At 63.6% G+C, this 19,644-nt stretch carries 20 protein-coding genes; 13 read left to right on the top strand and 7 right to left on the bottom strand.

The features are described 5' to 3' along the window. Positions 1-89 precede the first annotated feature (89 nt). Entirely contained in the window at positions 90-5,315 is a 5,226-nt protein-coding gene (locus AC5RTE_RS12215; protein ID WP_494041658.1) for a peroxidase family protein, read from the top strand. A 129-nt stretch (positions 5,316-5,444) separates the two neighbouring features. Here the strand turns inward: AC5RTE_RS12215 and lepB are convergent, their stop codons facing one another. Then, positions 5,445-6,032 (bottom strand): signal peptidase I, encoded by a 588-nt coding sequence (gene lepB, locus AC5RTE_RS12210; protein ID WP_494041657.1) that lies wholly within the window; start codon positions 6,030-6,032, stop codon positions 5,445-5,447. A 449-nt stretch (positions 6,033-6,481) separates the two neighbouring features. On the opposite strand from lepB, the gene AC5RTE_RS12205 reads away from it, so the two are divergent. Next, positions 6,482-7,285 carry a GAF and ANTAR domain-containing protein gene (locus AC5RTE_RS12205; RefSeq protein WP_494041656.1) on the top strand — a complete coding sequence of 268 codons (804 nt, stop codon included), beginning with the start codon at positions 6,482-6,484 and terminating at the stop codon, positions 7,283-7,285. Positions 7,286-7,315: 30 nt separating this feature from the next. Beyond that, positions 7,316-7,729, top strand: a complete 414-nt coding sequence (locus AC5RTE_RS12200) for an Hpt domain-containing protein (protein ID WP_494041655.1) — start codon at positions 7,316-7,318, stop codon at positions 7,727-7,729. Here AC5RTE_RS12200 and AC5RTE_RS12195 read toward each other — a convergent pair. Continuing rightward, entirely contained in the window at positions 7,726-8,985 is a 1,260-nt protein-coding gene (locus tag AC5RTE_RS12195; protein ID WP_494041654.1) for a glycoside hydrolase family 26 protein, read from the bottom strand. The genes AC5RTE_RS12200 and AC5RTE_RS12195 overlap by 4 nt on opposite strands. Positions 8,986-9,364: 379 nt before the next feature. Between AC5RTE_RS12195 and AC5RTE_RS12190 the strand changes: the two genes are divergently transcribed. Genes AC5RTE_RS12190 through AC5RTE_RS12175 form a run of 4 tightly spaced genes read left to right on the top strand, consistent with a single transcriptional unit; the run spans position 9,365 to position 11,371 of the window. Beyond that, positions 9,365-10,096, top strand: a complete 732-nt coding sequence (locus tag AC5RTE_RS12190; RefSeq protein WP_494041653.1) for a GAF and ANTAR domain-containing protein — start codon at positions 9,365-9,367, stop codon at positions 10,094-10,096. 3 nt (positions 10,097-10,099) lie between these two features. Then, a complete protein-coding gene (locus AC5RTE_RS12185; protein ID WP_494041652.1) occupies positions 10,100-10,396 on the top strand; it encodes a hypothetical protein in 297 nt (98 codons plus the stop codon). A gap of 48 nt (positions 10,397-10,444) precedes the next feature. Next, positions 10,445-11,191 carry a GAF and ANTAR domain-containing protein gene (locus AC5RTE_RS12180; protein ID WP_494041651.1) on the top strand — a complete coding sequence of 249 codons (747 nt, stop codon included), beginning with the start codon at positions 10,445-10,447 and terminating at the stop codon, positions 11,189-11,191. Positions 11,192-11,203: 12 nt separating this feature from the next. Next, positions 11,204-11,371 (top strand): hypothetical protein, encoded by a 168-nt coding sequence (locus AC5RTE_RS12175; RefSeq protein ID WP_494041650.1) that lies wholly within the window; start codon positions 11,204-11,206, stop codon positions 11,369-11,371. Here the strand turns inward: AC5RTE_RS12175 and AC5RTE_RS12170 are convergent, their stop codons facing one another. Beyond that, complete coding sequence (locus tag AC5RTE_RS12170) at positions 11,372-12,109, bottom strand: hypothetical protein (RefSeq protein ID WP_494041649.1); 738 nt, start codon at positions 12,107-12,109, stop codon at positions 11,372-11,374. A 265-nt stretch (positions 12,110-12,374) separates the two neighbouring features. Continuing rightward, positions 12,375-13,094 (bottom strand): GAF domain-containing protein, encoded by a 720-nt coding sequence (locus AC5RTE_RS12165; protein ID WP_494041648.1) that lies wholly within the window; start codon positions 13,092-13,094, stop codon positions 12,375-12,377. 195 nt (positions 13,095-13,289) lie between these two features. Between AC5RTE_RS12165 and AC5RTE_RS12160 the strand changes: the two genes are divergently transcribed. Both AC5RTE_RS12160 and AC5RTE_RS12155 read left to right on the top strand, forming a co-directional pair. Next, positions 13,290-14,039, top strand: a complete 750-nt coding sequence (locus tag AC5RTE_RS12160) for an SDR family oxidoreductase (RefSeq protein ID WP_494041647.1) — start codon at positions 13,290-13,292, stop codon at positions 14,037-14,039. A gap of 120 nt (positions 14,040-14,159) precedes the next feature. Further along, positions 14,160-14,978, top strand: a complete 819-nt coding sequence (locus AC5RTE_RS12155; RefSeq protein ID WP_494041646.1) for a GAF and ANTAR domain-containing protein — start codon at positions 14,160-14,162, stop codon at positions 14,976-14,978. Positions 14,979-15,001: 23 nt separating this feature from the next. Here AC5RTE_RS12155 and AC5RTE_RS12150 read toward each other — a convergent pair whose 3' ends face one another. After that, on the bottom strand, positions 15,002-15,499 hold the full coding sequence (locus AC5RTE_RS12150; RefSeq protein WP_494041645.1) for an Hpt domain-containing protein: 498 nt from the start codon (positions 15,497-15,499) through the stop codon (positions 15,002-15,004). A 201-nt stretch (positions 15,500-15,700) separates the two neighbouring features. Here AC5RTE_RS12150 and AC5RTE_RS12145 point away from each other — a divergent pair, with 201 nt between their 5' ends. The 4 genes from AC5RTE_RS12145 to AC5RTE_RS12130 all read left to right on the top strand — a co-directional run bounded on the left by AC5RTE_RS12145 (position 15,701) and on the right by AC5RTE_RS12130 (position 17,877). After that, on the top strand, positions 15,701-15,955 hold the full coding sequence (locus AC5RTE_RS12145; RefSeq protein WP_494041644.1) for a hypothetical protein: 255 nt from the start codon (positions 15,701-15,703) through the stop codon (positions 15,953-15,955). A 266-nt stretch (positions 15,956-16,221) separates the two neighbouring features. Further along, positions 16,222-16,371 (top strand): hypothetical protein, encoded by a 150-nt coding sequence (locus tag AC5RTE_RS12140; RefSeq protein ID WP_494041643.1) that lies wholly within the window; start codon positions 16,222-16,224, stop codon positions 16,369-16,371. A gap of 269 nt (positions 16,372-16,640) precedes the next feature. After that, positions 16,641-17,276, top strand: a complete 636-nt coding sequence (locus AC5RTE_RS12135; protein ID WP_494041642.1) for a metalloregulator ArsR/SmtB family transcription factor — start codon at positions 16,641-16,643, stop codon at positions 17,274-17,276. Positions 17,277-17,640: 364 nt separating this feature from the next. Next, a complete protein-coding gene (locus AC5RTE_RS12130) occupies positions 17,641-17,877 on the top strand; it encodes a hypothetical protein (protein WP_494041641.1) in 237 nt (78 codons plus the stop codon). Between the two features lie 35 nt (positions 17,878-17,912). Here the strand turns inward: AC5RTE_RS12130 and AC5RTE_RS12125 are convergent, their stop codons facing one another. Both AC5RTE_RS12125 and AC5RTE_RS12120 read right to left on the bottom strand, forming a co-directional pair. Beyond that, positions 17,913-18,707 carry an SGNH/GDSL hydrolase family protein gene (locus tag AC5RTE_RS12125; protein WP_494041640.1) on the bottom strand — a complete coding sequence of 265 codons (795 nt, stop codon included), beginning with the start codon at positions 18,705-18,707 and terminating at the stop codon, positions 17,913-17,915. 113 nt (positions 18,708-18,820) lie between these two features. Further along, positions 18,821-19,636 carry an MBL fold metallo-hydrolase gene (locus tag AC5RTE_RS12120; RefSeq protein WP_494041639.1) on the bottom strand — a complete coding sequence of 272 codons (816 nt, stop codon included), beginning with the start codon at positions 19,634-19,636 and terminating at the stop codon, positions 18,821-18,823. Positions 19,637-19,644 lie beyond the last annotated feature (8 nt).

The following is a 19,644-nucleotide window of genomic DNA, read 5'->3' as shown; positions in this document are numbered from 1 at the left end:
CCAAGGTTTTCCCTAGGACACCCCTGCAGCATGGCCTTGTTTCGCCGACTCTACTGGGGAGTTGGCCCCACAGGGGAGCAGATTGCAGGATGAAGGCTTCATCGCGTAAACCAACACAAAAAAACAGCACCCGCCCACGCCTGCGGTTCCTGGCCGCTGCCGGGGCAGTCGCCATGGCCGCGTCCATGGGCCTGCCGCCTGTGGCAGCAAACGCAGTGCAAGCTCCGGTAGGCGCGGGATTCACCGTGACGCCCGCGGACTTGTCCTTCATCCTGAAGCAGATCAAAATCGCGGAGGCCCACGTGGCCAACACCACGTCGGAGACCGGGCCATGCGGGGCTCTGGTGGGAACCGGACCCAACCAGCTTGCCAGCCCCCTGCTGTCCCACGGCCTGCGCACCGTCGACGGAAGCTGCAACAACCTTCAGCCGGGCCAGGAAACCTTTGGCGCATCGGACCAGGTGTTCCCGCGGCTGGGGTCCAAGTCGTTTGGGCCCGCCGAGAGCGGCTCCTTTGGCGGGCCCCCGGCAGCCACGAGCTACACGCAGAAGTCAGGCAACGTTTTCGATTCGCGCCCCCGCACCATCAGCAACCTGATTGCGGACCAGACGTCCACCAACCCGGCAGCTGTTGCCGCCGCGGGCTTCCCGGCCCGGACCCAAGGCAACGAGGGCGTGGTGCCCTGCACCACAGACCCGGACCCTGAGGCGACTCCCCCCGTGGCAGCCGCCCCGGACGGTTGCGTGCCCTCGCACAACACGCTGTTCATCCCCAACGTGACTACCGACGTCGGACTTTCACCGCCCTACAACTCCCTGTTCACCCTCTTTGGGCAGTTCTTTGACCACGGCATCGATCAGACGGTGAAGGGCGGCGGCACGGTCTACGTACCGCTGAAGGCAGATGACCCGCTGATCGCAGGCCCGGACCATGTGTTCGGCAACGCCGACGACCTTAACCCGCGCATGCGCTTTATGGTCCTGACCCGCGGCCAGAACCAGCCGGGTGAGGATGGCAAGCTGGGCACCGCGGACGATGTCCAGGATGCCCTGAACACCAATTCACCGTGGGTGGACCAGAGCCAGACCTACTCCTCCCACTCCTCTCACCAAGTGTTCCTGCGCGAGTACACCAACAACCCCGCAGGCCGGCCTGTGTCAACGGGCGCGATGCTGGGTGGTCCGGAAGGAACGCCCACCGCCGGGGGCATGGCCACCTGGGCCGACACCAAGAAGCAGGCACGGGAGCTGCTCGGCATACAGCTGCTGGACAAGGACGTCCTCAACGTTCCCATGCTGGCCGCGGACGCCTACGGAAAGTTCATCCCCGGCCCCAAGAACGGGCTTCCGCAGTTCGTCACCAAGTCCGGCCTGGTGGAGGCAGACCGCGCCGCAAACGGGGGGCAGGGAACCCTTGTGCCCCAGGACGTGCTGTACTTCAACACTCCTTTCCTGACAGACATCGCCCACAACGCCGATCCGTCACCGCAGGACATCGACCACAACCCCGCCACACCCCGGACTGCTCCCGCCCCGGACGCCGACGCCGCCGCTTCCGCCGATTTCATGAGCCAGGCCCCCGGCACCTACGACGACGAAATGCTGAACGTGCACTTCATCGCCGGAGACGGCAGGGTCAACGAGAACATCGGGCTGACCGCCATCCACCAGGTCTTCCACTCCGAGCACGACCGCATGGTGGCAGACATCAAGCGGGTCCTCGGCAACGACACCTCGGCTCGGGGCGTCGCCGCACTGGCCGAGTGGAAGCTGGCAGAAGGAGCAGACGGCTGGAACGGCGAGCGCCTTTTCCAAGCCGCGCGGTTCATCACGGAGATGGAATACCAACACCTCGTGTTTGAAGAGTTTGCCCGGAAGATCCAGCCGGCGATCAACATCTTCGAGCCTTTCGCTTTTGCCCAGACGGACATCAATCCCGCCGTCAGCGCAGAATTCGCACACGCGGTGTACCGCTTTGGCCACTCGATGCTCACGGAGACCATTTCCCGCCGCAACGAGGACAGCCCGGGAGCGGACAACATGTTTGGCACTTCCGACGACGTCAGGGGCTCCCAGAACGACCTGTCCCTGCTCGAGGGGTTCCTGAACCCGCCCGCCTACACTGACGGCGGCCCCGCCGGCACGCTCACCTCCGAGGAAGCCGCCGGAAGCATCATCATGGGCATGTCGGACCAGGTGGGCAGCGAACTGGACGAGTTCGTTACTGATACCCTCCGCAACAAGCTGCTGGGGCTCCCCATGGACCTCGCGGCGATCAACCTGACCCGCGCCCGGTCAGAAGGGCTGCCTACCCTGAACGGGCTGCGCCGGGAGATTCACGGCGCCACCAACGACAGCCAGCTCAAGCCGTACACCAACTGGATCGACTTCGGCGAAAACATCAAGCACCCGAAGTCGCTGGTCAATTTTGTGGCCGCCTACGGCAAGCACCCCTCGATCGTCAGCGCAACCACCCTGGAGGCCAAGCGCACCGCAGCACGGCTGATCGTCAGCCCTGACGCCCTGGCCGGCGAGGTGGCCCCCGAGGACGCAGTTGCCTTCATGAACAGCACGGACGCCTGGGCCAACAACGGAAACTCATCAATCACCGGACTCGACGACGTGGACCTGTGGATGGGCGGTCTGGCCGAACGGACCAACCTGTTCGGCGGCCTTCTCGGCAGCACTTTCAACTACGTCTTCGAGAGCCAGATGACCGATCTGCAGAACGGTGACCGGCTGTACTACCTGGCACGCACCCCTGGCATGAACCTGATGGCGCAGCTTGAAGGAAACTCCTTCGCTGAGATGATGATGCGCAACACCAACGCACAGGCACTGAAGGCGGACGCGTTCGCCACGGCTGACTGCAAGTTTGAGCTGAAGAACCTCAACGGAACGGCCGAGGGCTTCAAGGCCGCCGGCAACGCCGTCGCGGATGACCCCGCCTCCGAGTGCAACGAATCCGCGCTGCTGATCAGGATGCCGGACGGCACCATCAAGTACCGGGCCTCCAACTCCGTGGATCCGGCCGGCATCAACGGCCAGGCCGTCTACAACGGCTCCGCCAATACTGACCGCATTTACGGCGGCGTGGACAACGACACCATGTGGGGCGGCCAGGGCAACGACGTCATCGAAGGAGGCGACGGCGCTGACACCGTTCTGGGCGGCGACGGAAACGACATCATTACCGACCTCGCCGGCGATGACATCCTGAAGGGCGGGCCGGACAACGACGCGATCGACGGCGGCCCCGGCCTGGACCTGCTGCTCGGCGGGGACGGAAAGGACTTCATCAACGGCGGAGCGAACTCAAACGAGACCTTCTCCGGTGAAGACGACGACTTTGTGATCGCCGGGGAAGGCCTGGACGCAGTGTTCGGCGGAGGCGGGAACGACTGGGCGGAAGGCGGCGACGGACCCGACCTGCTGATCGGGGACTCCAGCAACCTCTTCTTCCTGGACGACTCGCAAAAGCCCGGCAACGATGTCCTGATCGGCCAGGGCGGCGACGACGACTACGACATGGAAGGCGGGGACGACATCGGCATCGCCGGACCCGGCGTGGAAAAGGTGGCCGGCGCCTCCGGCTACGACTGGGAAACCGGCCTCTACGATCCGCAGCCGCAGGACGGTGACCTTGACCTCCCCATCGAACCGCTGGACATCCTCCAGGTAGGCGTCCGGGACAGGTACAACGAGGTGGAAGCCCTTTCCGGCGGTCCCCTCGACGACAAACTCCGGGGCGATGACCGGATCCCGAAGACCATGGGCGGCGCAGGCTTCATCGGCTGTGACGCACTGGACCAGGCCGGCGTGGACCGCATCAACGGACTCAACCAACTGATTCCCTCCCTGCCCACTCCCCTCGCCGACGTCATCAACGCATCCGCCTCCAAGGAGTGCCCTGTGCTTACCGGATCGCATGTCTGGGGCGAAGGCAACATCCTCCTGGGCGGCGGCGGCAGCGACCTCCTTGAGGGCCGCGGCGCCGATGACATTCTCGACGGCGACCGTTACCTCAGCGTCCGGCTCAGCGTCCGCACTGACGCCAACAACGCGGCCAGTGAAGTTGGCAGCGCCACCGGAATGAACGCCCAGTACCAGCGCAGTGCCGACGGTACCCTGACCGGCCCGACGCTCCAGCAGGCCGTGTTTGCCGGGACCGTGGACCCCGCCAACATCATTGTTGTCCGGGAGCTCCTCACCTCCGCGGAAGGAACCGACACGGCTTTCTTCTCCGACTTCGCGGCCAACTACACCATCACCACAACCGGTGGTGACGGCACCCTGGGCTCCCCTGGCTCGGTCACCACTGTGCAGCACAACAGCGGTGAGCACGGCACGGACACCCTTCACAACATCGAACAACTGCTCTTCGGTGATGGAACCGACGGAGTGGATGACGATGGGGAGAACGAGGTGGAGGATGGCGCCGATGAGGTGGATGAAGGAGCCGACGACGGTGCTGGCGAAGGCACCGAGGACGAGGTGGACGAAGGAGCCGGCGAAGGCACCGACGGTGGGATCAATGACGGGATCGGCGTCATCCCCGGTGATGGCGAGGTGGTTGTGATTGTCACGCCGGCACCGGGGACCGGGCCCGCGCCCGGAACCGCACCGGTCGATCCAGCACCTGTGGACCCGGCACCTGTGGACCAGGGCCCGGTGGACCAGACCCCCGTCGACCCGGCACCTGTGGACCAGGGACCGGTCGACACCGCACCCGTCGACACCGCACCCGTCGCGCCGGTAAACCAGACACCGTCCGACACCGCACCCGTAAACCAGGCACCCGTGGATACGACGGATTTCAGCGGAGGATTCCTGCTCAGGACCGTTGATTCCCAGGGCACCCAGGTGGGAGAAATCCTGACTGCCGAGCCAGGTGCCACACGCATCGTGGTCCGGGACCTGGAGAACGGTGCCGCTTACCGGTTCCAGGTTGCCCCGGCCGACGGCAGCAGCGCTCCAAAGTTCTCCGACCTGAGCGAAGTTGTTGTTCCCGGTACAACAGAGAAGGAACGCGGCATCTTTGATCAAGGCCTCCCGAACCCGTTCAGCGCAGGGCCCGGCACGGAACAGCCGGCACAGGTACCCGGAGTAGCACCGTTCGGTGGCGCCCTCGGTACCGCCGCAGCCATTTCCCTGGCGGCGCTGGCCGAGTACCTGGTGACGGATCCAGGCACTGCCACCCTGGCAGTCACCACGGGGGGCCTGCTGGCAGCCTGCGCCCTCCTGGCGTACAAGCTGTACCGCTCCCGGGCCAACGCCAGGAAAGCACCGGCCAAGGAACTCACCGGGGCCAAGTAACCGGCGTAACCACAGTCGTACCACCAAAGCCAAAGGTGGCCTACCCCCAGTCAGGGGGTAGGCCACCTTTTGACGTTGGTCCCAGCATGCTCCCCTATGACACGGGGGTTGGAATTGCGCTAAGTCGAACTACTTTTGCCCCGCCAGCAGGGTGCCTTGGATCGCCGTCAACGGCACAGCCCCGAAGTCCCTGGAATCAATGGACACGCCCCGGTTGTCACCGAGCACAAAAACGCTTCCCGCGGGCACAGTCTCCGGCCCGAAGTACGTCCCGTCGATGCGGCTGTGGTCAATGAACGGCTCAGGCACGGCCACGTCGTCCACATACAGCTCGGAGTCGAGGATGGCAACGGTCTGCCCCTCCTTGGCCACCACCCGCTTGATGGCCGGATGGCCGTCCATGGGGTTGGTGAAAGCGACCACTACGCCGTTCTGGATCAACCCGGAGGCGGCAGCCGGCTTATACAGGAGCACCACAGAGCCCGAATCAATAGTAGGTTCCATGCTGTCCGAGGACACGGTGAAAGGTTCCAGCACCCACGCGCGTACGGCAAGGACTGCCAGGGCGGGAATCAGCACCGTCGCCAGAGGGCGGCGCCAGCGGCCTTGAGCCGAAGCTTTCCTTGGCATGGCCGGCAGTGGGCGGGTCGCGAGCCGGCGCCTGCCGTGTCCCTTCGATATCGACCCGGTGCGCTTCAGCGGTGCTGTTGGTGCCATACCTGCAGTCTCCCCAGCCGTGCTAGGGAATCCCTAGGAGGCCGGATGGTTTCCAGGCAGCTGGGATGCGCCCCGACAGTAAAACTTGAGCCAACCTTGATTCATCCTTGACCCCATCTGCGGGGGCCCTTGAGCCAGGCGGTGCACAGTTGTCCGTGTAAGGCCCGAAGCGCAAAGCACTAACTGGGATCTGGGTCCAGTAGCCAAGGTCTTTTGGGGGAACAGCAGAGGTCTTAGCGCTTGGCGGTGTCGAGAAGCCGGCACCGTCAAGCAAAGCAACTTCCATTGATTCCCCCGTCGCCGCAACCCGGCAGAACGGCCGGAACCAAGTAGTCGAAAATTAAAAGCGAGTACTCACTACTCGTGTGCTCCCCACCCCCGCCCCGTAACGTCCAAAAGACGTCGCAGAAGACTTCTTCAACGATTCAACTGTTCAGGGGGGACAGATCATGGGGATCAATCTTGGGGTGCGGAAGCTGCACCATCAGACCGGGGCCGATGACGGAGGCGGCGGGACAGCGTGGTTCCGCAAAGAGTCATCGGTCCCTACGACGTCCGCACCACTGCTGGATTTCCGGGCGGAAAATGACCGGGAATCACTGGACCTGCTTGTCCTTGCCGGCGCAGCGGTGCTGTCGGACGCCGGCTGCCAGCTGGACTGCGTGGTGTCCCTGCCGCAACCCCGGCAAGCCTTTTTGACGTCCGGCACCGCGGACCGCGCTGTCGGCCTCGCCCGTGCCGACCAGGAAAACGGTGACGGTCCGGTCGCCCAGGCACTCACCGGGCAATTGGCCCTTATCCTCAACAGCTACTCCAAGACGCCCCGCTGGCCCGCCTACTGGCAGCTCCTGGCGGAGGCCGGCCACCGCTCCCTGGTAGCGGTTCCACTACCCCTCGAGCCAGGCAATTTCGGAGCATTGACCCTCCTGGCGGACAGGGATGACGTTTTCACTCCCCCGGTCGTCTCGCGACTCACGGCCTTCAGTGAGGTGGCGGCCAGCAGTTACATGATGGCCAGGGACCTGAGGGCTGCCCAGGCAACGGCGGACCACCTACGCAGCGCAATGCAGGGCAGAACCTCCATCGACGTTGCGTGTGGTGTCATCATGGGCCAAAACCGATGCTCTTACCAGGAAGCCTTCAACATCCTCGCCAAGGCCTCAAGCCACAGAAACGTCAAAGCCCGGGTGGTGGCCGAAACCATCCTCAGCGACCTGCCCGGCGGAACACCTACCACCCACTTCAAGTCCTAGGCGATGGACCCGTTGGCGAAGAGGACAGCCGTGACCCAGTACGACGGCCACACCCTGCCCCTGCTCGACTGCTCTGTGCTGGACAGGTTGCGCTCTGAACTGGACTACGACGAAAGCGTTTGGAAGGTCTTCGTCCAGGATTTCGTTGCGCATATGCCGGCCAGGACGGAAAGGCTCCGGCTGGCATTGACTACCGGTGATGCCGTCACCGCCAAAGACGCAGTGCTCAGCCTGAAAACCTCGAGCCAAATGGTGGGCGCGGAACGTCTGGCGGGCCTCGCCCTTGACCTGGAAGGCGCGCTGCGGTCGGCGCCCAAGAACGGCGACCCGGGGGTCCTCCTGCCCCGGATGGCAGCACTCCATTTGATCGGGATCAGGCAATGCGCCCAGCAGACGAGCTATTTTTTGAAAAGGCACCTGCTGCGGTCCCCCGATAGGGTTTAGCTGCGGGGGCGGCAGGACTCCGCCGGGCCGTAACGCAGCCAGTCAGGCAGCGCCGCAACAAACGCGTCGCGTACCGCAGGAGTATTGGTCACCGTCCAGTCCACCCGGCCCTTGATCTCTTCCTCGTCCCTGTCCCACTCGAACCAGTTGATCATTTTCAACTGTGGGAACCGTGCCGCTGTGGCCGGATCGAAGAGTTGGCCCCACCAGGACTGCTTGATGGCCAACTCCGCCTCCCCGCCGCCTGCCGGATTGAAAAGCGCGGCAGTTTCCGTGATGGCCACCGGCTTGCCGTGCGCCTCCCCGTATACCTGGTAGAAGTCCGGCAACGCGCTGTCATCACCGTTGGCTCCGGAGTAATTGCCGGTGAGCTGATTTGCGAACTTGTTCGGCTCCGGCAACTCGTTTTCGCCCCACGGGAACTCGCCACCCCAGTGATAGAGGGACATGCCCACCCAGTCAACGGCGTCATCGCCCGGATAGTAAGGAGCATAGGAGTCGTCGTTCGTGGTCAGGGAACCGTCCGTATCCGTATCCAAGGCCGCGTACTCGGGCGACCCGGCTTTGGCTTCGTATTGGCCGCCGGCGAACGGGTAGCCCCCGCCGTAGCTCGGTGCCCACATCATTGCTGAACCGGGGGCGTGGGTGTGTACCGCGGCGGCAATCGTCCGGAATGCTTCGATGTATTGCGCCGGCTGCTGGGCCCATGGGTACCAGGAGCCGTTCATCTCGTGGCCAAACCGCAAAAGGACAGGGACGCCGTCGTTGTTGAACTCGGCTAGGTCCTTCGCGAGCGCCTCGGCGGAATCGGGAGTGACCCCGGCCAGTCCGTTGGACGGTTCCAAGGTCAGCAGCAGCATTTGGCCGTTGGCGCGGATCTGCACGACGGCGCGCGCCAGGTCCGTTTTTTCATCCGCACTGTAGGGGAACGGGGTGAAGTAGACGCTGACCGCGGGCTTGTGTCCCAGGTCGAATGCGTAACGTTCCAGAGCTTTGGTTTGCCAGTCAAGGTTGACGCCGAACAGGGCACCGCTTGCCGGCACCAGCGACGCCCGGTCCTGGACCTGACAGACCGGAGCCGTGGGCTCTGGTTCCGCGACCTGGCTCTGCCTGTCCTGACCGCCGGCAAGGCCGCCATAAATTCCGGCCACACCAATTCCTGCCGCGATCGCCGCGGCAAGCCCTACGAGAACGAAGACGCGGCGTGTCCCCAAAGTGCCCTTCGGGCCCTCATCTTTGCTGATCTCATTCGGCATTCGCGCACTACCCCCCAGCATGACCTGCAACCTGACCACCATTGTAAAAGGTGGGGCCGTAGTCCAGGCCAAAGCGCAGGCTGTATTACAAGCCGCCCCACAGAATTCTGGTGTACTTCGACGCTCGTCACGGCGCCAGGGCTGTCGGCCGCGAAACTGCGGCCGGCCGGCTGGATGGCCAGCAGCCGGAGCCTCGCCGCCATGGTGATGGACGCCGTCGAACGCTCCCACGGCACGGCCGGAGTCCCCCAACCCCGGCCACGGCATCTCGTACCATCTGGGCCCGGCGATGAGTGGATTGTGGAGGCTATGTGTGCTGTGATGTGGGGAGGAGAGCAGTTGGTTCATCAAGGGCCAAAGCGCTGGGAATGGAGCGGTCATGGACACTGAATTGCCGCTGGCTGACGAACTGGCCGCCGTCTATGCGCGGTTTTCCAACGTGCTCCTTACCGAGGAAACGGTCGACAATGCCCTGAAGCTCATCACCGAGGCAGCCGTTCTGGCAGTCGGCGACGCCGCCGGCGCCGGTGTTTCCCTGATCGACTCCAGCGGCCGCCGCAGCAGCGCAGCTTCCACGAACCAGCTGGTGGAACAGGCGGACACCCTTCAATACGAGCTTGAGCAGGGTCCCTGCCTTAGTGCCTGGGCGTCCGGGCACCCTGTCGATATTGCGGACGTGCGCACCGATCTCCGGTGGCCGGAATGGGGCCTGGCAGCGGACGAACTGGGGTTGCGGTCGTGCATCAGTGTTCCACTCCTTTCCGGGGACCTGGCTTTCGGGGCCATCAAGATTTACTGGGCAAACCCGAAGGCGGCGTCGCACAAACTAATCCGGCTGCTGGAATTGTTCGCAGCCCAGGCCTCGATCTTCCTCGCCAACGTTCAGGCCAGGGAACGGGGCAAGATGCTGAGCGAGCAACTCAAGTCGACCCTGACGCAGCGCGACATCATCAACACCGCCAAGGGCATCGTCATGGCCAGCCGCGGCGTTGACAACCACCACGCGATGCTCCACCTGATCACCAGAGCCCTCAACGAGAACCGTCCGCTGCAGGAAGTGGCAGAAAAAATCATCGAGTCCACGCCGGGACTCGATCTTGACCGGGGGTGAACTATGGCCGTCCCTGGGGACGAGGACGAACAGCGCCAAGGTTTCCGGTTAGCATTTGAGGCTGCACCACTGACTCTTGAGCAGATCTGGATCAAATACTTTGGAATTGGAGGAAAGGCAGGCCTGATTGAGGTCCAGGCGTACGTTTACGGCGCCTTAAGCCTTCCGGCGATTGAGCGCGACATCCTGGCACACGCGTTGAACGAAACCCTTAACACCCTCGGCGTCGACGGGCTGCGTGCCAGCTACAGCCAGACTATCCAACCCAAGGCAGACGAGGGCGAACGGGGCGCACACTAGTGGCAGGCACGCCGGCGTCCCTGTTGTTCCGCAAACCGTGCTTTTAGCATGGGAGTTGTGGAAACAGACAGGCAGTATGAGGACTTTCAGCAACTCCACGAGCTCATTGTGGAAAGCGAGGACATCAAGGGCTTCCTCGACGGCGTCGTCCAGCACGCTGCTTCAACCCTCAGCAGAACTACGCGTGCAGCCGTCGCCTGCGCCGTCACCCTGCACCGGCACAAACGGACAGCTACTGTCTCCGGCAGCAGTGAGACCGCCGTAGCCCTGGACCGCATTGAACAGGACCTCGGGTTCGGCCCATGCCTGGAAGCAGTGCACACGTCCACAACTGTGTTGCTGACGGACACCCGGAACGACCAGCGGTGGCCCCTGTATTCCCGGGGATTGGAAGCTGCAGGTTATAGAAGCGTCCTGGGGGTACCCGTCGACTTAGGAAAAAGCGCGTCCGCGTCCCTGAATTTCTTCGCCCCCGCGGCCGGACTGTTCACCGAGGAAGCCATCCAGGACGCGACCGTGTTCACGCACACCGCCGGGCGGGCGCTGCGGCTGGCCCTGCGCATTATCACTGCAGAGCTGCTGGCTGAGGACCTGAAAGCCGCAATGAAAAGCAGGACGGACATAGACCTCGCCTGCGGCATGATCATGACCCAGAACCGCTGCACCCAGGAGGAGGCGTACCAGTTCCTCCTCCTGGCCTCCAACCACCGCAACATGAAGCTCCATACGGTCGCCGAGCAAATCATCCGGCGGCTGTCCGGCGCCAAGGAAACCGTCACCCACTTTGATGACTGAAAGGTGTAACTGATGAAAGCGTTAGTCGTGGCAATTGTCGCCGTCGCCATTGTCCTTCTCGTTGTGGGGCTGGCTGTGGAAACACTAGGCTTTTTTCTCGGCGTGGCTCCGGTACTGCTGGTGGTGGCCATCCTCCTTCTGCTCCTGAACAGGTTCAGGGGACGCCGGATCCCCCGCTGATCAGGACGCCGAAACGAAACCGGTGACCAGCGTCCCGAGACGGGCAGCTGTTGTCAGCTCCAGGCCAGTTTGGGCAAGGGTCAGGTTATCGCCGCTGATTACCAGGACACGCCCTTCCCGTGCGGCTCGCAGCCAGACGGCGTCGTGACGGTTCCATCTGTCCAGCTGTTGCGAGCACATCAGGAGCCCGTCGACATGCAACTGGACTTCGCCTCTCCTGGCCAAGGTGCAGCTGCAGGTGTCGCGGGTAGGGACAGCCCGCTGCAGGATGTCCCCATAACTGGCAGTGGCAGACAACCTAAATCCGTGGTTCAGCAGGACCGAGACCAGCGCGGAGGTCATTTCCCCGCCCGGTTCCCCAATGACAACGTTCGGCACCAGGGTGTAGGCCAGCACAGGAACCGCAGCCGTCCCCGAGCTGCCCCCGCCAAGGACCAGCCGGGCACCTATTGAGATAACGCCTTCCACCACTCCAAGTGCTTCACGCACGCTCAGTCCAGGTTCCTGGCATTGCCGATGACAGACCACAGGGTCGAAGTCCAACGACGAATTGCCTTTGGAATCCAAGCTCTCGGTGACAAACACCATCAGGGACAGGGCTGCGCCCGGGCCAAGAGGTAGCCGGCAAGCGGCGCACCGGCTGGCCGAGGCCTTCACAAACTCGACGTATCGGGCTGAGTCCCTGCCCTTGAAGGCCTCGAGTCGTCCGTCCCAAGCGACGTTGCTGGTGATGGGCATTTCCGCGATCCAATCCGTGACGCGCTACAACGACGCGCGGCGCGGGTGGGCTATTCACGTCTTGAAGCGGGAGACCTGGCAGCCGGGCCTGGAATCGCTTCTGGGGTGCGACGCCAGGCCCGGCACTGACCGGAATGAACGATGGGGGCTTCGCTCCCCGGCCAGATACCTACACCTTGACGGTTCAGCCTTGCGGAAATCCTATGGATCCACGCCAGGCCACCACCAAGGAAAACCCTAGGAGGCGGGCAGCCGGTGAGCGCCGCTAAGTGCGCGCGTCGACATGGCCTTGGACGATCGCAGCGAGCGTCCGGAGGACCTGCTGCTCCGACGGCGGGAAGGCGCGGGGTTGTTGATCGATGATGCACAAAGTGCCGATGTTCCAGCCGCGCGGCCCATGCAAGGGGTAGCCCGCGTAAAAGCGAATGTGCGGCTCCCCCACCACGAGTGGATTGGACGCGAACCGCTCATCGGTAAAGGTGTCATTGATGATCAGCATAGAGTTGCGTTCCACTGTGGCAGTACAGAGCGCGATCTGCCGTGGAGTCTCATCGCGGAGCGGCCCGAAGACGGATTTGAAGTACTGGGCGTCCTCGGCGATCAGGGACATTGACGCAGCACCCACTTGAAAAAACTTCCTGGTGGCAGCCACAATCCGGTCGAAGGTTTCCTCAGTACCGCTGTGGAGCAGGTCCGTCTCGTTTAAGGACCTCAGGCGTTCGGCCTCGGCCCGCTCGGGAGTAAGCAGGGAACGGCCCGCGGCTCCCAGCGCCGAGAACGCGTGCTCCCGCGTTTTTCCCGGGCTTCCCGCCTTGTCTGTCCCGTGGCCGGCTTCGCGCGTGCGCCAGGGCGTCGCACCATCAAGGTATGCCTCCAACTCGAACTTCGACCACCGGGACCGCCCTGCTGTGGCCGGCAGGAGCTTCCGGGGGTCTACACCGATAGCGGCAGCGAGTTCACGACGCCGCTCCTCCTCTTTATCCACGCCGTTCACCTCCAACCAGCGCGCGCGTCCTGAAACCGAGGCTTTCGAAGTTGCAGCAAAACATATTACTAAGCCTACTTAGCAATTCGTCTCGGGGCTACCCCGCACGCGGAGAAGGCACAGGGACCACGTATCGAAAACTTACAAAAGAGTGTGGGAACCAACTTTGTCCTGGACTGCTTCTAAGATTTGCTTATGAGAATTGCCGTTGCAGGGGGAACCGGTACCGTCGGGCGCCACGTCGTCGAGGTAGCGAAAGAGCGCGGCCACGATGTGGTCAGCCTGAGCCGTTCGGAGGGTGTGGACCTGGTGAATGGCCGGGGCCTGAATCAGGCGCTCCAGGGCGTTGAGGCGGTCATCGACGTTTCCGGCATCGAGACGATGTCCACCAAGAAGGCGGTGGACTTCTTCACCAACGCCACGCAGAACCTGCTGGCGGCGGAGAAGACGGCCGGCGTGCGGCACCACGTGGCGCTCTCCATCGTGGGCATCGACAAAGCAACCTCGGGGCTGTACGCGGGAAAGTTGGTGCAGGAGGACGAAGTTCGGCACGGCGGCATTCCCTGGTCCCTCCTGCGGTCCACCCAGTTCCACGAGTTCGTGCCCATGACGGTGAGAGTTGCCTCGGCCGGCCCGCTGGTTCTGGTCCCGAAAATGTTCACCCAGCCGGTGGCCGCTGCGGAAGTGGCCGAGGCTTTGGTTAACGCCGCTGAGGCAGGGCCGAAGGGGCGCCTGCCGGATCTTGGCGGTCCCCGGGCCGAAAGGCTCGCGGACCTGGTCCGCGCCTACCTGCAGAAGACGGGCAAGCGAAAGCGCGTAGTGCAGGTGAATGCTCCCGGCTTCATGGGCAAGGCCATGCGCAAGGGGAAGCTGATTCCCAAGGCAGGTGCCACCGTCGGACGCCAGACATTCCAGGAGTGGCTGGAGACTCAGCAAAACAAGTAGCCCACCGGAGGGGCATGGGAAATTCGAGTACCCGCTACTCGTGCCCTCCCCTTGTGTGCCGCCCTAGTTTCGAAAGGGAGTCCGCGGATGACGCTGCGCGGACGAGGATCGAACGGGGGCATGACGGTGACACTACAGGTGGCGGGTATCAGGAACAGGGTGCTGAAGGCCGACGGCGGAAGGCTGGCAGCGGCGGGCTTATCCGGCCCGGAGCTTTGGCGGGAACCGTCGGGGCTCCTGCTGGACCTGGTGACGGACTCAGGGTCCGACGTCGATTCCCTGCGACGGCTGGCGGAGGTTGCCGCGCTGGCCCTCAGCGGTACTGCAGGGGTCCAGATCGATTGCGCGGCCACGCTCATATCGCCGCAGGGCCCTTCAACCCTGGCGGCCAACAACGGCCGGGCGGCTGCCCTTGCCGAGCTGGAAAAGGATTTTGACGACGGACCGCTGGCCGCGGCTGTGGAGGCAGGCAGTCCCGTGATGGTGGAGGCCGACGGCGGCCCGCCACTGCGGTGGGAAGCCTACCGGCGGCGTTTCCTCGACGCCGGCTACGGCGGGGCCCTCGTTGTACCGATCCGGCTGGACGCCGGAGTGTCCTGCGTACTGGCTTTTTTCGCGCCCCGGGAGGTCCAGTTTGCTTCCGAGATGGTCAGCCATGCCGTCTGGTTCTCCGGCATGGCGGGGAAGAGCCTGCGGCTGGCCCTGGAGGTCCGCAGCGTCCGTGCGGCCGGGGACAACCTGAAGGCCGTCCTGGAAAGCCGCACTTCCATCGACGTGGCATGCGGTGTGATCATGGGCAAGAACCGCTGTTCCTATCCGGAGGCTTTTCGAATGCTTGCCGGCGCTTCAACCCGGCGGGGCATGCGGGTACGGGAGGTGGCGGAAGGGATTTTGAAGAACCTGCCCAGCGGCGCGCCCGGGACCCGGTTCGTGGTCTGAGTCACCCGGACTGGAGTGTTGCATCAGGCCTGAACCTGGCTGGTAATCATCCGGGGCGGCCTGGCTGTAGCCAAATGCGCCTGGAGGGCGTCGGACGTTTGTTCGGCACGTTGCCTGATCCGGGTTAAGTGGCTCACCGCGAGGCCGGGCAAGGAAACACTCGGATCAGCGATCCGGGCAGCTTCACGCTGGGCCGCCTCCAGGTCCATGGCCAGGGCAGCGAGGCGCTCGGCGCCCACCATCTGGCTGGCGGTCTTGAGGCTAAGGACGGCGTCCCTGGCACCAGCGGCGTCCCCGGTGGTCAAAGCCGCGCGCAACTTTTCAATCCGCAGAGGCAAGGCGGCTATGAAGTTCTGCACAAATATCCGCCACACGTCGTACTCACGGAGGTCCTCGCGCAGCCTGTCCAAGACTTCATGGTCAAGGAGCGGACGGTGCGACCCTCCGGCGGTTATCCAGGGTGAGGTAACGCCAGGTTTGGACCCACTCGCAGCGCGGGCTGAGTTGGTGGAAGTGATCATGGTTGGACGGTACGGAGTGGACGCTGGGAGAACCCTGCGGCCGCACCTTGACGTTTTCTAACGGGTCCAAGGTCGCTTTTATTCCTGAAGAACTTTCAGGCGCTGATAAGCTGGCAGTTCGCTTGTTGTCCCGTGCAGGACATCGGGCTTGGCTGCTGTAGCCCAACGGCGGATTACTGCACCCTGCTGAGAAGAGCCGACATGGCGCAATCACAGTTCAACCAATTCCTCACTGAAGCCACCTACGAAGACCCGCTGGAGACCAGCTCCACTCTCAGCGGGGACGCCCTCTACGGGCTGTACACCAGCTGGTGCAACCTCTCCCAGGAAGCACCACAGCCGGAACACGTCTTTTGGGACGCCATGGCAAACCTCGTAAACCCGGCACACCAACTGCGCATGACAGGCCCGGCTGCTGCCGACTACATCCTGACCAGCTACCCGGCCGTGGTCTGAACAGATTGATTGCGACAACGAACACTTACATTCCCTGTGACACCCAGCAGCCTCGCGGTAAACACCCCTGGTGCGCTGCCTGCGATACTGACATCCACCTGGTTGTGGAATTTCCGGCGGTAAGGGGCAGGAAACACGGTACAGTCGCCGTCGCCCTCCGTTGTTCGCAGTGCTGCTTCTCCCGGGTGGTGGACACCACCGCGGATCACGTTGCAGCCCTTCCCCGGCTCTTTCCCGAACCCAAAACGGACCTAAGGAACATCCCGATGACTATCACCAGCAAGCCTTCCACTTCCGATGACGGAACTGCCCGCGTGGCCAGCCTGGAAGACCTCGACCTCACACCCGCCGGCCTCGCTGACGCACCCGCCAGCGAGCAGGACCGCGACAGCATCGTCCACATCGGCAACAGCTGAGGACCTGCTGGATGCCCGGCGGACAAAGGTCAGCCCGGACAAGGGAAAGCCCCTCCTGGGAGGGGCTTTCTACGTAGTGGTCAATTGTCTTCTGGTATAGGTCAGTGGTGATGCACTCCCCCTTCCCGGACGCCCCCTAGCGCCCATCCGGACTTTGACAAGAAGAGACTTTAGTAAACGAGCTCCGGTTCGTAAAGGGTTCTGCCAAAATAATCTTCCGTGGGATGCGGCATCCAATGATGCTCCTCGAGCCGGCGGAGGATAATGGCATGCATACCCCGGGAGCAAAGCAGCCAAGGGAGGCAGGCATGGACGGCCACCACGTTCTGGCAGGCAGGCCGGTTCACGCTGACGGCAGCGGACCGTCAATGTCTGCTGCAGCCGAGCTTTTCAAGGCCTTGGCCCACCCGGTGCGGGCGCAGGTCCTGGTGCTGCTTTCCCAAGGCGAGTCCACCATCCCGGAGTTGTGCGAGGGCACGGGGGTGAAGGCAACCCACCTGTCCCGGCACCTCACGCAGATGCGGGGGCAGGACCTGATCCGGTGCCTACGGTCCGGCGGACATCTTGTCTATCGGCTGGCCTACCCCGAAGCCACTCAACTGCTTACCGCTGCCCAATCCGTGCTTCACGCCCGGACAGCGGCCGCCCTTGGCTCCCTTAGCCCTGGCCCGGTTCCGCAAGATCTGGGATCAACTGCACTTTGGGACGAGTTCTCAGCCTTGGAGGGCTCACTCGTATCGCGTTCGGTGATAATAGATGCCTGCCGGGCGCTAGCGGCACGAACGGGTTGCACCACGGAGGAAGCTGCCGGGCGGCTTCTCATGACAGCCCGCACCGGAAACTGCACTGTGCTGGAAGCTGCCCGCGACGAACTTCGCGATGGTTCCGAAGGGCGCTACGGCTAACGCCGGCGCCGGTCACACGCTCTGAAGACTTGGGCGTCTCCTGCAGCCCCCGGCACAATTGTTCTAAGTCCCTTGACCTACCCTCCAGTAGGCAACACACTCGTACTGGCGAATTGACCAAAACGTCTATTTGTCAAAAGGTTCGGGCTTCTTTTCCTTTTTCTTAGGAGAGGACACCGCACCAAGGGAAGGGATATCCCTTGATTTGGGGGCTCCTGGTGCGGGCAGACGCGGAGGGGACAATGACGTCCCCTCCGCCCCTGGAATCACAAACCCCTCCATCCCTTCCCTGCTGGCGCCAGGGACGCGGGAATCAGACGCCATCCGCCCACGAGCTGGGCGGCGGTTGTCAGGAATGACTAGGGTGGAGGCAACCGTAATGGGCATTGACAAGTTGTGGGACCAATTCGCGCCGGAAACGCAGCAGTGGCTGGTCAATAACCCCGGGTGCAGGACCCTTCCCCGAACAGTAGTGGCAGCCATCAACAAAGCCACCGGAACGCAGCTCGAACAGGACCGGCACGGCGAAAGCATCCTTTCCGCCGAAGACTGCGCATTCATCCGCACCGCAGCAGAGCCGCAGAACGCCCCGCGGCCGTAGCCGGCGCGGCATCAAGATCTTCCCAGCCAGCATCCTTACCGGATCAACTCTGCCCAGGACTCCAGGAATCGCTCAGCAATGTACGCGTGGCCGGCACTGTTGGGGTGGGCGCCGTCGGAAGCGAATTCCGGACTGTTGGCACTCGTGAACCAACCGCCCTCGACGGCGTCAATAAAGGGAGCGCCGGCAGTTGCGGCCCCAGCACGGACGGCGCTGTTCGCCCCGCGCAGTTCCTCGGCTACGGGCTGGGGTGCGGACGGCCCCAGTACCACCACTTGGACGCCGGGCCAGAACCTGCGGGCCGCCTCGATGGTTTGCGCCGTGGCCGCTTGAACTTCATCCGCGTCTGTAACCAGCGAGTCGTTCTGGCCGCCTTGAAGTATAAGCAGGTTGGGCACGAAGGCGGGGTTCGCAGCGGTGTTCCGCAACCGGACTTCGTACTCACCGCCCAGCTCGTCTTGGCGTCCGCCGCCCCAGGCAAAGCCGGTTCCGGACACTCCGTCAATGTTGGTGGGGTATCCGAGTTCCCGGGCGACAAGGGACGCCCACCCCTCGTCCGGCTGATCTGCACCAACCCCGGCGGTGTACGAGTCCCCGAGGATTAGGAGAACCGGCTCGGCGGGCAGCCGGATACCGGGCTGTTCAGCTGTAGGGGTGGAAGTGGGGGCCGGAGGCGCGGTAGTTGTCGCAGTGATGGCGGTCGGGCTGACCCGGACAGCGGCGGATTCGCCCGTATCGCGCGGACCCATTAGGGCGATGGCTGCCACCCCGAAGGCGGCCACTGCGAGCACAAGGAGTGCACCGTACTTGATCCACTCGTTTTTGGTCATGCTTGGCCCCCGGTTTGATGTCTTCCGCCATACTTTACCCGCGCCGTATAACTGCCCGGGCAGCTAACGGCGTTCCCTGGCCTGCGGCGCCGCCCTCATCAACCTCCGCAGAGCTAGTGCTCCCGGCGGGTCTCCTGCAACCGCTTGATGAACCAGCGCGACTGCTCCGGCCCGTAAGGCAGGACGGGGATGGCCTTGGTGGCATCAGAGGGAGCTTCGCGGATGGAACGCTGCGCCTGGCGGACCGCAGTGATCATGGTTCTCGCCATGGTCTTGACGAACTGGTCGCTGCACGGCTCCCCATGTCCCGGGATCAGGAACTCGTAGCGGTGGCGGAGAGCCGAGATGTGCCGAAGCGCGTCCGCCCACTCCTCCGGGTACGAGTCTTCGAAGGACGGATGCGCGCCCTGCTCCACCAGGTCGCCGACATAGAGCGTGGTCGGGGTACCCACCAGCAGGTCGCCGTCGGTATGTCCGCGGCCCAGGTAGAAGAGGGTGGCGGTCAGCCCGCCGAGGTCAACCATCACTGGTTGGTCCTTCACGATGGCGTTGGGAACCACGATCTCCACGTTCCGGCCCTCACCCGTGGACATCTCCGGTTCAATCGTCCCCACGAAGCGGCGCTGCAGGTCCCCGTGTTCGTCAATCTCCGTGGCGCAGTTCTGGTGCGCCCAGAACTCGGTGACACCCGCTTCCGCAAACACGGCATTGCCAAAGAAATGGTCGTAGTGGGCGTGGGTGTTGACGACGACGAGGGGCAGCTGGGTCTTCACCCGCACCGCATCCAGGATCTCCCGCCCCTGCCGGGGGCCGCAGCCGGTATCGATCACCATGGCACGTTCGGAGCCCACGATCAGTCCGGTGTTCAGCAGGGACCCTTCGGTAACCAGCACGTAGTTGTTCGTCCCGACTTCGAGCCATTCCGACATTGTTTCTC

The sequence above is a fragment of the Arthrobacter sp. K41 genome, assembly GCF_059089645.1.
The sequence above is the reverse complement of the archived record's forward strand: the minus strand, read 5'-3'. Positions and strand labels throughout refer to the sequence as shown.